Source organism: Photobacterium kishitanii (assembly GCF_003026355.1).
GTDB lineage: Bacteria > Pseudomonadota > Gammaproteobacteria > Enterobacterales > Vibrionaceae > Photobacterium > Photobacterium kishitanii.
The window spans coordinates 39277-51456 of record NZ_PYON01000016.1 but is presented as its reverse complement, the minus strand read 5'-3'; the positions used below and the strand labels follow the sequence as shown (position 1 = coordinate 51456).

General features: G+C 39.9%; 13 protein-coding genes. 11 read left to right on the top strand and 2 right to left on the bottom strand.

Translation table 11 applies throughout. The features are described 5' to 3' along the window. Nucleotides 1-3: 3 nt before the first annotated feature. From C0W29_RS16395 to C0W29_RS21950, 4 genes are all read left to right on the top strand, one after another. The gene (locus C0W29_RS16395) at nucleotides 4-306 is read left to right on the top strand and encodes a DUF3630 family protein (RefSeq protein ID WP_045043600.1); all 303 of its coding nucleotides are present in this window, start codon (nucleotides 4-6) and stop codon (nucleotides 304-306) included. A 109-nt stretch (nucleotides 307-415) separates the two neighbouring features. Further along, the gene (locus C0W29_RS16390) at nucleotides 416-1132 is read left to right on the top strand and encodes a 7-cyano-7-deazaguanine/7-aminomethyl-7-deazaguanine transporter (RefSeq protein WP_045043601.1); all 717 of its coding nucleotides are present in this window, start codon (nucleotides 416-418) and stop codon (nucleotides 1130-1132) included. A 74-nt stretch (nucleotides 1133-1206) separates the two neighbouring features. Beyond that, nucleotides 1207-1359 carry a hypothetical protein gene (locus C0W29_RS21955; protein ID WP_308810772.1) on the top strand — a complete coding sequence of 51 codons (153 nt, stop codon included), beginning with the start codon at nucleotides 1207-1209 and terminating at the stop codon, nucleotides 1357-1359. 66 nt (nucleotides 1360-1425) lie between these two features. After that, a complete protein-coding gene (locus C0W29_RS21950) occupies nucleotides 1426-1647 on the top strand; it encodes a hypothetical protein (protein WP_308810771.1) in 222 nt (73 codons plus the stop codon). Nucleotides 1648-1913: 266 nt separating this feature from the next. Here C0W29_RS21950 and elbB read toward each other — a convergent pair whose 3' ends face one another. Further along, entirely contained in the window at nucleotides 1914-2564 is a 651-nt protein-coding gene (elbB, locus tag C0W29_RS16380; protein WP_045043602.1) for an isoprenoid biosynthesis glyoxalase ElbB, read from the bottom strand. Nucleotides 2565-2940: 376 nt separating this feature from the next. Here elbB and polA point away from each other — a divergent pair, with 376 nt between their 5' ends. Then, complete coding sequence (gene polA / locus C0W29_RS16375; RefSeq protein ID WP_045045488.1) at nucleotides 2941-5712, top strand: DNA polymerase I; 2772 nt, start codon at nucleotides 2941-2943, stop codon at nucleotides 5710-5712. Between the two features lie 178 nt (nucleotides 5713-5890). Further along, on the top strand, nucleotides 5891-5938 hold the full coding sequence (spfP, locus tag C0W29_RS22035; protein WP_438616993.1) for a small protein SpfP: 48 nt from the start codon (nucleotides 5891-5893) through the stop codon (nucleotides 5936-5938). Nucleotides 5939-6642: 704 nt separating this feature from the next. Here spfP and yihA read toward each other — a convergent pair. Continuing rightward, on the bottom strand, nucleotides 6643-7311 hold the full coding sequence (gene yihA, locus C0W29_RS16370; protein ID WP_045045489.1) for a ribosome biogenesis GTP-binding protein YihA/YsxC: 669 nt from the start codon (nucleotides 7309-7311) through the stop codon (nucleotides 6643-6645). A 155-nt stretch (nucleotides 7312-7466) separates the two neighbouring features. Between yihA and C0W29_RS16365 the strand changes: the two genes are divergently transcribed. The 5 genes from C0W29_RS16365 (at nucleotide 7467) to hemN (ending at nucleotide 12157) form a co-directional block, all read left to right on the top strand. Beyond that, nucleotides 7467-8084: a c-type cytochrome gene (locus C0W29_RS16365; protein ID WP_036788426.1), complete on the top strand. Its 618-nt coding sequence runs from the start codon at nucleotides 7467-7469 to the stop codon at nucleotides 8082-8084. Between the two features lie 900 nt (nucleotides 8085-8984). Then, nucleotides 8985-9626 carry a methyltransferase domain-containing protein gene (locus C0W29_RS16360; RefSeq protein ID WP_045045490.1) on the top strand — a complete coding sequence of 214 codons (642 nt, stop codon included), beginning with the start codon at nucleotides 8985-8987 and terminating at the stop codon, nucleotides 9624-9626. After that, entirely contained in the window at nucleotides 9626-10174 is a 549-nt protein-coding gene (gene yihI / locus C0W29_RS16355) for a Der GTPase-activating protein YihI (RefSeq protein WP_036788424.1), read from the top strand. The genes C0W29_RS16360 and yihI overlap by 1 nt, the downstream gene beginning before the upstream one ends. A gap of 3 nt (nucleotides 10175-10177) precedes the next feature. Beyond that, nucleotides 10178-10657, top strand: a complete 480-nt coding sequence (locus C0W29_RS16350; RefSeq protein ID WP_036788422.1) for a DUF2489 domain-containing protein — start codon at nucleotides 10178-10180, stop codon at nucleotides 10655-10657. Nucleotides 10658-10783: 126 nt separating this feature from the next. Next, the gene (gene hemN / locus C0W29_RS16345) at nucleotides 10784-12157 is read left to right on the top strand and encodes an oxygen-independent coproporphyrinogen III oxidase (RefSeq protein ID WP_045045491.1); all 1374 of its coding nucleotides are present in this window, start codon (nucleotides 10784-10786) and stop codon (nucleotides 12155-12157) included. Nucleotides 12158-12180: the final 23 nt, after the last annotated feature.

Here is a 12180-nt window from a genome sequence, read left to right as displayed (position 1 = left end):
TTAATGATGGATTATGATTTTAGCCACACGGAAATAAACCTTGAACAAGGCACTTTAGTGGTTACGCCGGCCCAGTTTGAGTTTGATAATTTTACTACGATCGCAATAGCACTGTTACAGCGTTTAGATGCGACCTTAATTGATAAAGAGCCAAGTGCTGATCTCCACCAATGGTTAATCGACTTTGATGGTTGTCAGCTATTACTCAAAGCTGAACATTACAGCACATCGATGTGGTTTGAATTGTTGGTATTGAGTGAGATTGATGATCTGATTTTTATACAGCAGTTATTGTCACGCCACTAGGCAAATTAATCCGGTGCTGTATAATCGCCGCCCTGGTGTTGCAGGCGGTAATTACCATCTGCAATGGAAATGTTTGGGTTCCCTCCCCCCAATGACAAAAAGGTCTTACATGACTGCTTTATCTAACGCAACAATATCGAATACAACAACGACTGCTTTTACCGCTGCTCAACAACACAAGGCTTTATCGTATTTGGTGGCTTTTCATTTATTAGTGATCGCCTCAAGTAATTATTTAGTCCAACTGCCGTTTACTATTTTTGGTTATCACACCACTTGGGGCGCATTTACCTTTCCGTTTATTTTCCTTGCGACTGATTTAACTGTCCGTATTTTTGGTGCCGGCATGGCACGAAAAATTATTTGGCGGGTAATGGCGCCGGCATTAATTGTGTCTTATGTGTTGTCAGTGCTGTTCTTTAAAGGACAATATCAAGGTTTCGCTCATCTTACTGAGTTCAATTTATTTGTTGCCCGGATTGCGATTGCTAGTTTTATGGCATACCTGTTGGGACAAATATTGGATGTGTCGGTATTTAATCGTCTCCGTCAAATGAAACAGTGGTGGATCGCGCCCACAGCATCGACCATTATTGGTAATGCGCTTGATACGACGGCATTTTTTAGTATTGCGTTTTATCACAGCCCTGATGCATTTATGGCACAAAATTGGACTGAAATTGCGTTAGTGGATTACAGTTTTAAATTAATTATTAGTTTAGGTTTGTTTGTGCCTTTATATGGGGTACTACTTAATTACTTAATTAATAAGCTAACCACCTTAAAGCCGCAGCCGTTCAGCGATACTGTGACTGTCAGTAAATAAACCATTATGGTTTTAGGATTGAAAATAAATCGGCTGCGGCCGATTTTTTTTACCTAATCAAAGGAGACTGAATAATGACTGCAATAGTGGTACGTATTGGAACGATAGCTGAAGCTGTTACTGTATTCGCTGGCATCAGTGAGTTAGACAGTGGCATTGATGCCGAGATGATTCGATTACGATTAGCGCATCAGCCGACGTTGATTTTGGTGGCTGAGTATCAATAGCAATTAGTTGGGGTCAAGGTCGGTTATGCATTATCTGAGCAGGTGTTTTATAGCTGGCTTGGCGGAGTGCTAGCTTGCGGGCGTGGATTGGGCATTGCGCAAAAATTATTAGAAGCACAAGAAGCATGGGTGATGGCACAATCTTCATATACGACGATTAACGTCAAGTCGCGTAACTGCTTTCCTGCCATGGTGAGATTATTGTTTAGAAATGGCTATGCTATTGAAAATATGGAAAAGAAAGGCCAGTTGCGTGACTATAGGTTGGGTTTTACCAAGCAGATTTAATTGAATTTAATAACCAAATGCAACTTATTCTCAATTAGATGTTGCAACTTAGTTGAGAATGGTTATTATTAACGTGCTTTTAGGTACTAGAGAAAACACTTTTTCTGGTGCTTGATAGCACGACATTGCTCACATTGCTTCCAGTGTACTTCAGCTTGGTAATGGTGATTAGTGTAGGGCTAAAAACCAATTACTACTTTTGCTACGCGGCGCATAACACAGTGCGCCGCTTTTTCTTTTTAAGCGTTTAATAATCATTATTATGCTTATGCCAATTTTATTAATTCTCGTACCAGTTTATTGATTCCCGTTGCAGCTTCACTGATGTTAGTTGCTAACATGTAAGCTGGTGTCGTTAATAAACGTCGCTTTTGATCGAGAACAAAATCATCGACAGGGCATTGTACATGCTCGCCCCCCATCGCATTAAATGCGGCTGTAGTATCAGGATCATCACCGATCGTTGCTTTCGCGCCTGGGCCATAGATCTGTGGGATCAAGGTTGGGGCTATACATAAATAGGCAGCAGGTTTATTCGCTTGAGCAAATGCTTGGCAGGCTTGTTTAACATCTTCATTGAGCTGGCAGGCACTGCCGTGAAGAGCAAAATCAGATAAATTATTGGTGACGCCAAACCCTCCTGGTACCAACAGCGCATCATAGTCATTAATATTTAAAGAGACGACATCGGTAATATTACCGCGGGCAATGCGAGCCGATTCAACTAAAACGTTACGAACTTCATGAGTCACCTCACCATTGAGATGGTTAATCACCAGATGTTGATCAATATTGGGTGCAAAGCAATGCCAACTTGCTCCTTGTTGTTCAATGGCTAATAAGGCTAATACCGCTTCATGAATTTCGGTTCCATCAAACACGCCTGAACCGCTTAAAATTACTGCAATTTTCTTCATAATGGCATCCTAACTAATCAAATATAGTTATATTGTTGTTATTATCAGCTTGGTTACGATTATCTAGCTAAGGTTGTCCACAATCAATGATCAATATGGGATCGAGGATCTAAATCAAGCTATCTTATTAAGTATATGAAAATAAATACAATCATGGGTAATTTTTATTTTTATATAAAAAACGATCAACTGGCGTAAATTAAATACTAACAAAGTTATCCACAGAAAATGGATGAATAACACAAAACAGCAGTTAACAGTTGCGGTTTGGCATGGCATTCTAGTAAACATTGCATTTTTTCTGTGGTGTAGGGATAAATTTGGTCGATAATAGACCTAACCTGAACTACTTTTGCTTGGATATAAGAATAACCTTATGGCTACGATTCCTGAAAATCCATTGATCCTTATTGATGGATCCTCTTATCTTTATCGCGCTTATCATGCTGCGCCTAATTTCACTAATTCCGATGGCGAGCCGACAGGTGCAATTTACGGTGTAGTAAACATGCTACGCAGTATGCTACGCCAGTTCTCGACCGATCGTATTGCGGTTATCTTTGATGCCAAAGGTAAAACATTCCGTGATGATATGTATCCTGAATATAAAGCTAATCGTCCCCCGATGCCGGAGGATCTTCGAGGACAGATTGAGCCATTACATGCAGTGATCAAAGCGATGGGGTTACCATTGATCTCGATCTCTGGCGTTGAAGCTGATGATGTGATCGGCACGCTGGCGACGCAGGCATCTAAACAAGGGATGCCTGTGTTGATCAGTACTGGTGATAAAGATATGGCACAGCTGGTAGATCAAAATGTTACCTTGATCAATACCATGACTGATGTGGTGATGGATCCGGCTGGTGTTGTGGATAAGTTTGGTATTGGGCCAGAGTTGATTATCGACTATTTAGCTTTAATGGGAGATAAGGTTGATAATATTCCAGGTGTTCCTGGGGTGGGTGAAAAAACAGCGAAAGCACTATTAACAGGTATTGGTAGTTTAGATTCTTTGTACGCTAATCTTGATGATATTGCGCCATTGGGATTTCGTGGTTCAAAAACGATGGCGAAAAAGTTGCTTGATAATAAAGAAGCGGCTTATATGTCTTATAAATTGGCAACGATTAAGCTTGATGTTGAACTAGAACTGGCGCCAGAACAGTTGTGTAAAGGTGTACCTGATACTGATGCACTGACTGAATTGTTTGGTAAATTACAGTTCCGTCGCTGGCTAACTGAAATGTTAGATGGCAGTGATGGCCGCATTGTTGCGGATGAAAGTGCTGCAACTGCGACCACTGAGCCTAAAATCATCGCTCCAACCATTGATCGTAGTGGTTACGAAACCGTATTGGATGAGGCAAGCTTTAATAACTGGTTAACCCAATTAAAAAATGCCGATGTATTTGCATTTGATACCGAGACCGACGGTCTTGATTATATGACCGCTAACTTAATTGGAGTGTCATTTGCAGTTGAAGAAGGCAGGGCTGCTTATGTTCCGGTTGCTCATGATTATCTCGATGCGCCAGCACAACTCGATCGTGATTGGGTATTAGCGCAATTAAAGCCATTATTAGAAGATAAAAATTTAGCGAAAGTTGGCCAAAATTTAAAATTCGATGCCAGTATTATCGCGCGATATGACATTGATATGCAGGGTATTAAATTTGATACCATGCTTGAATCTTATGTTTATAACAGCGTAGTTGGTCGTCATGATATGGACAGCCTAGCACTGCGTTACCTTGAGCATAAAAATATTAGTTTTGAAGATATTGCTGGAAAAGGTAAGAAGCAATTAACCTTTAACCAAATCGATCTTGAACAAGCAGGACCGTATGCTGCAGAAGACGCTGATATTACCTTGCGCTTGCATAATGCGTTGTATCCAAAAGTTGCAGCAGATGAAAAGCTGAAAAAAGTTTTTGAAACTATCGAAATGCCGTTAGTGCCAGTGTTATCTCGTATGGAGCGCACTGGTGTTTACATTGATAGTATGCTGCTTGGAGCGCAATCAATAGAATTAGCGCAACGATTAGATGAGATTGAAAAACTGGCTTATGAATTAGCAGGGCAAGAGTTTAATTTAAGCTCACCGAAACAATTACAAGCCATTCTGTTTGAAAAAATGGGATTACCCGTAATTAAAAAAACCCCATCAGGTACACCGTCAACCAATGAAGAAGTATTGCAAGAGTTGGCGTTAGATTATCCATTACCAAAATTATTATTAGAATACCGTGGCTTAGCTAAGCTTAAGTCTACTTACTCTGATAAATTACCGAAAATGGTTAATGCGGTAACTGGCCGAGTACACACTTCTTATCATCAAACAGGCACCGTTACTGGACGCTTATCATCCAGTGAGCCTAACCTGCAAAATATTCCAGTACGTAACCCTGAAGGCCGTCGTATTCGCCAAGCATTCGTTGCCAAGCCGGGTTATAAAATTCTGGCAGTCGATTATTCTCAAATTGAATTACGCATTATGGCGCATCTTTCTGGTGATCCCGCGTTGTTGGATGCATTCCGTCATGGTAAAGATATCCATGCGGCAACTGCGGCTGAAATTCTAGGATTAGCGATTGATGATGTGAGCACCGAGCAGCGTCGACGCGCTAAAGCGATTAACTTTGGGTTAATTTACGGCATGAGTGCGTTTGGTTTAGCCAAGCAACTCGATATGGGACGTAATGAAGCTCAAGATTATATGAATGTGTATTTTGAGCGCTATCCTGGTGTTTTAGAGTATATGGAAAGCACGCGTAATAGTGCGGCAGAACAGGGGTATGTTGAAACCTTGTTCGGTCGTCGTTTGTATCTGCCTGACATTAAAGCGCGTAATGGTTTACGTCGTAAAGCAGCAGAGCGAGCGGCAATTAATGCTCCAATGCAAGGAACGGCGGCTGATATTATTAAATTAGCCATGATTGCAGTCGATGAATGGGTGCAACAACAGCCACAAGGTCAAGTGAGCTTGTTAATGCAAGTACACGATGAATTAGTATTTGAAGTGGAGGAATCTGCATTAGACACTGTGACGGTAAAAGTTCGTCAATTAATGGAGCAAGCAGCAACGTTAGCTGTTCCATTAATTGCTGAGGCTGGTTACGGTGATAATTGGGATCAAGCCCACTAATTAATATCGTTATTGATGAATTAAATAAAAGTTGGTCGTGAGATCAACTATTTTTTTTGTTAAAAATAAGAACGGTTATGTAAAAATTACTTACAAAAGTATGAAAAAAAACTACGACAAAGACTTCCAAAAACTGAGTGATTGATATACAGTTACTAACGTAGGGTACAGAGGTAAGATGTTCTATCTTTCAGACCTTTTGTTTCACGTTATTGGATTTGGCTGATTCAGCTGCCCCGGTCTATTTATTGGACCGGGGCGTTTTTTATTGTGCCAAAGCAAAATTCATCCTCGCTATATGCGCTGCCTAAGCTTACTTTTTTATTGCTATTTAATCGTTATCAAGACACTTATTGTGTTTGTTTATCATTCGAAATCAATAAAGTTGGTGATTTTTTGTCACTATTGTCAATTGCTTTATCTTTATTCGCCATTTTGATTCATTAGTGTTTATTTGTTTGCGTATTTTTTAGAGTAAATACTTTAAATTTTAAATTGGCAGGCTATAATAGAAACAGCTTCTTGTTCATATTTTATTTTGTTGGTTAGTTACAATGACTAGCGGGCAAACAAAGACATGAAATAGCCATTCTCGGTATTGAGAATGGCTTTTTTTTTGGTTTTTTTTTGAACAAATGATGGTGTAATTTAATTCCATAAATGTTTAAAGTTGTTAAGAATTAGTAAACTTGTTTTTCAACTAAAATAATGTGCTGTAATCAATATGATTAACAACTTTAAATCGGGGAGGGGTGTGGAGTGCATCTCAAAACGACTAAATAAGGCTATCTAGTACAGTAACAGCGGTTGCATTAGTTAATGAAATAATCAATTCTCGAATGATTATAATAACAATATCTAAATTCTCTCTGCATTTACCCCACCAATGATGGTGGGGGATTTTTAGTGTTGTTTAGCAGTGTCAGGATTTTATTCTGCAGGAGGGAGATTAAAAATCTCACTGTCATCAGCTGCCAATACACGTTGACGTTCAAGCTCTGGTGCATACCACTCATCCAGTTTGCGGCGAACTTGATCAACGCCAATCCCTTTCAATGATGAGAAAGCTTCAACTTGAACACTCCCGCCAAATTCTTTCGACATTTCACGGATTTTTAGTACTTGTGCTTTCCGTGCACCACTCTTTAATTTGTCAGCTTTAGTTAATAACACTAAAACAGGTAAGCTACTTTCAATTGCCCAGTTGATCATTTGTTGATCAAGATCTTTCATTGGATGGCGGATATCCATTAATACCACTAAGCCCTGTAAACATTCACGGCGCTGAAGGTATTCACCTAATGCTTTTTGCCATTTTAATTTTAGCTCGAGTGGTACTTGGGCAAAACCGTAGCCAGGTAAGTCAATTAAGTTACAGCCATTAATGACTTCAAACATGTTGATTAATTGAGTACGGCCAGGCGTTTTAGAAGTACGAGCCAAACCTTTTTGATCGGTTAGGCGATTTAGTGCACTTGATTTACCGGCATTGGAGCGACCAGCAAATGCGATCTCAACGCCGACATCTTGTGGCAAGTGACGAATATCCGGTGCACTTGTAATAAAACTGGTATTTCTATAGTTGAGAGGTTGATTCACTGTTAACTCCGTCAAGCCCTCACATTGTAAATGAGCGCTTTTTTGTGAAATTGTCTAAGATATATTAAACCGTGTTTGGTTTATGGTCGTATTGTATACCATGTCACTAAGCATTACTTGTGGTACGGAAGCCCTATAATTATAAATGGAATTTTATGAAAAAATTAGTCTTAATATTCACACTCGTTGCGAGTTATTCGGCCTGGGCACAAGGCGATATCAATGCTGGTAAATTAAAGGCTGCTACTTGTGTTGCTTGTCATGGTAATGATGGCAATGCGGTTATTGCACAGTATCCTAAATTGGCAGGTCAACATGCTGATTATTTAACGAAACAGCTTGTTGATTATAAACTTGCCGTAACGAGTGGTGGTGCTCAAGGTCGAAGTAATGCTGTTATGGCAGGAATGACAGCAGCATTATCAGTTACCGATATGAAGGATCTCGGGGCGTATTTCTCCTCATTGCCAATCTCTGCAAATACGACCCCTGAAGCTGTAATTGCGATTGCTGAGCCATTATATCGTTTTGGTGATCCCGAGCGGGGGATTGCTGGTTGTATTAGTTGTCATGGACCACGTGGTAACGGCACCAGTCTCGCTGGTTTTCCTAAAATTTCAGGTCAGAATGCGGAATATACTGCGTTGCAGCTGCAAGAATTTCGAGCAGGGACTCGTAATAATGATCTCAACAGTATGATGCGATCCATTGCCGCTAAGCTAACTGATAATGAAATTAATGCACTCTCTGCTTATGTTGGTGGCTTACATTAAGGGTGGAATTGTTAGCATTATCACTAAGGTTGCTTAGTATTACTATTTTTTAATATTTTAATAACGGCGAATAAGCCAGTGATGTTGTAAGAGATCGACCATTGATTAGCGCTGTAATGATGATTTTATTTGTAGCTGATTATTTTTTTATTTTATAGAACATAGACTTGGTTAGTCGCTATTATTACGCATTCAAAAGTGTGATCTTGATACATTGTTTTAATGATGGCTTAAGGTAAATTACTCCTGTCGACAAGGAATGCGACATTGGATAGGAAGCGCTAGGATAGCTTAGGCAGTGAAGCCAAAAGGATACACAGGAAGTCTGGTCAGGAGACTAGGGTAGACGCAGGAAGCGTAAGGATAGTCAGGGTCGACACTCATGGAAAGAGGGTAGCTATAGTAATATAGCTCAGATACATCAGGATGATGTATCGCATAAGGATGGTGGTATAGTTATTGGAGCGTAACATTGCGATAGGAATCGCCAACTTAGGATAAGTTGCTAAACCATGGAATGGTAATTAGGATGCAAAAATTCACTCGGATAGTGACGAACAATATTGGCATGGATAGCAATCATAAAAAATGGATATTTGTTAAACCGGGACGTTGCTTACTAGTTACGGAAAGACTAGACAGAATTATAAGCTCATAGCTTACCCCATATAGCGATAGGTGCAGACCTATCGCTTTTTTTTCGTCTAAATTTCGATTTTTACTACGATTATCATTATGATTTAGCAGTGATATTATGCTTATCAATCCGATCAAATAGCCGAATAAATTGAACAATTTGTCAGCAGAACTACATCTTAACCGTAATTGGGTATAGAATAGCCCGCTCGATTTTACACCGCTGCTGCTGTTCGTAAACATTCAGTCGTTGTGGAGAAGACAATGGATAGATGTCCACTTTGTGGTAGCAACGATAATACTTGGTTAGTGGCAGATACTAATCGTGATTATTTTCGCTGTTTACAATGTGCATTAATTTATGCCGATCCGACAACTCATTTAACGTCGTCTCAAGAAAAATTAGTCTACGACCAACATCGGAATAATCCGAATGATATCGGCTACCGACAATTTTTAGGGCGATTAGCCACTCCATTGGCGACACGATTATCATCACCACCTTTATCTGGGTTGGATTTTGGTAGTGGCCCTGGGCCGACCTTGTCAGTGATGTTGGCAGAAATGGGGTATACTATGACGATCTACGATCCCTATTTTGCGGCACAATCCGTAGTATTAGAGGATCAGTATGATTTTGTTACTTGCACAGAAGCAATCGAGCATTTTTATCAGCCTGCGAAGGAATGGGGGCTGTTGCTACGTTTAGTCAAACCCGGCGGTTGGCTTGGGATCATGACTAAACTAGTAACCGACACTGATGCTTTTGAGCATTGGTACTATAAGAACGACCCAACCCATGTCAGCTTTTTTAGCCATGATACGTTTTGCTTTTTAGCTCAACGTGATGGTCTTGAAGTTGAGTTTGTTGGAAATGATGTGATTTTGCTGAGGAAACCCCAGTAATGACCCGTAAGAAAAGAGCACGTACCGTAGGTTCTGAAGGCCCTGCTGTATACCGTGAAAAATCAAATAGTAAAGTTGATATTGAGACTCGTGAACGCCAAAAAGCGAAGAAGCGTAAAGGTCTAAAATCAGGTAGTCGTCATTCTGCTGTTGAAGATAATAAGCAGCGTAACGGCGGTCAGAAAAAAGATCCACGTTTAGGCAGTAAAAAATTAGTACCGCTAATTGTTGAGCCTAAAAAACCACAAACTAAGCAACAGCGCCGTTTATCAGCAGAGCAAGAACTTGCACTTCTTGAAAATGATGCCCAATTAATGGTGCTATTAGATCGCATTGATGCGGGTGAAAAACTAGGTGCAGGCCTACAAAAACAAGTTGATATGAAGTTAGACCGTATTGAACGTCTAATGAAGCAACTGGGTTTATTAGATGATGTTGAAGAAGCATCAGCACCTGTTAAACAAAGTGCTAAGTCTAAACCTCGTTCAGATGATGATTTATTAGCGCAATTTGAAAACATGGATTTTGATAATTTCGATAAGGAGTAACCGTTGCAGGGAATAACTCTTCTGTTTGTTATTGGTGGCGTAATTGTGGCTGGATTAGCATTATACGCTGGATTGTTATTAGCTAAACTTTATAAGCAGCAACAACGGCATAAGCTGTTTTTAGCCCGTGCTGCAGAGCAACAGGCTGAAGCAATTAAAGCTAGAAATGACAATATATTAGAAAGTGTCTTTATTATCGCAATGGCATGTAAGCAAGATCAATGTGATATCTCTGAAGGCGCGATTCGGTTATATAAATTAATGGAAGTGTTGCAAGCTGATAAAAAAGTTGATTTTGCAGCAACGTACCCGGCATTAACTGACTTGTATCATGTGGTTAAAGATATGCCACGTGGAGATGCACGTCAGCTAATTGAAAAACAAAGCCGAATGCGGTTCGATCTTGAACGTATGAAAGCTGAGTCTCGTCTACAGGCTGAGATTAAACTTGAATTGGATGCTATCCTGTCAACCAAGGTTTAACCTATCATCGTAATTATTAACACCGCCATTTATTGGCGGTGTTTGTTTTTATCCAGAGTGTAAATTGAACAAGTAAAACGGTGACACACTCTATTTATTACATACTCACCACATTGGAACAATGTCATGTCAAATGAGCAGATTATTTGGGATCAGGCCCTGATTGAAAAATATAATTATTCAGGCCCTCGTTATACTTCTTACCCGACCGCACTAGAATTTAATCAAGCATTTACTTCTGCTGAATTTGAGATGGCATGTCAGCAATATCCTGATCGTAAGTTATCGCTTTATATTCATATCCCATTTTGTCATAAGCTTTGTTATTACTGTGGTTGTAATAAAATTATTACTCGCCACCAACATAAAGCTGATCAATATTTAGATGTGCTTGAGCAAGAGATTAAGCAACGCGCGACCTTGCTTGGTGATCGTCAAGTGAGTCAGTTGCACTGGGGCGGTGGCACACCAACATTCTTAACCGCAGCACAAATTAGTCGTTTAATGACTGCTTTACGTAATGCGTTTAACTTTGATACCGATGCTGAAATTAGTATTGAGGTTGATCCGCGAGAAATTGAACTCGATATTCTTGATCACTTGCGTAGAGAAGGTTTTAACCGATTAAGTATTGGGGTACAAGATTTTAATAAAGATGTGCAGAAGTTAGTTAACCGTGAGCAAGATGAAGCGTTTATTTTTGCGATGGTGCAGCGGGCGCGTGAGTTAGGTTACCGCTCAACTAACCTTGACTTAATTTATGGGTTACCATTACAAACTAAAGCATTGTTTGCGGAAACACTACAGCAAGTGTTGACCATGAAGCCGGGACGATTATCAGTATTTAACTATGCCCACATGCCGACCTTGTTTGCTGCTCAGCGTAAAATTCATGAAGATCAATTACCGTCTGCCACTGAAAAATTAGCGATTCTGCAAGATACCATTGCGACGTTAACAGGGGCAGGGTACCAATTTATTGGTATGGATCACTTTGCGTTACCGGATGATGAATTAGCCGTTGCCCAGCGAGCTGGTATTCTACACCGTAATTTCCAAGGCTACACGACCCAAGGCGATTGTGACTTACTCGGCATGGGCGTATCAGCTATTTCAATGATTGGCGATTGCTATGCGCAAAACCAAAAAGAATTGAAGTTGTATTATAGCCAAATGTCCGCACAACAGACGGCATTGTGGAAAGGTGTCACTTTAGATGCAGATGACTTACTACGCCGTGAAGTGATTAAAGCGCTAATTTGTAATTTCCAATTAGATAAGTGTGCTATTGAAACTGAATTTAATATTGATTTTGATAGCTACTTTAGCGAAGACTTACAGTTATTAACGACATTTATTAATGATGAATTAGTGACGGTGGATAAAAACATTATCCATGTTGAGCTTAAAGGTCGATTATTGATTCGTAATATTTGTATGTGTTTTGATAAATATCTGCGTGATCGTGCTCGTCAGCAACAGTTCTCCCGCGTTATCTAATCTTCACGAAAACGGTTATAAAA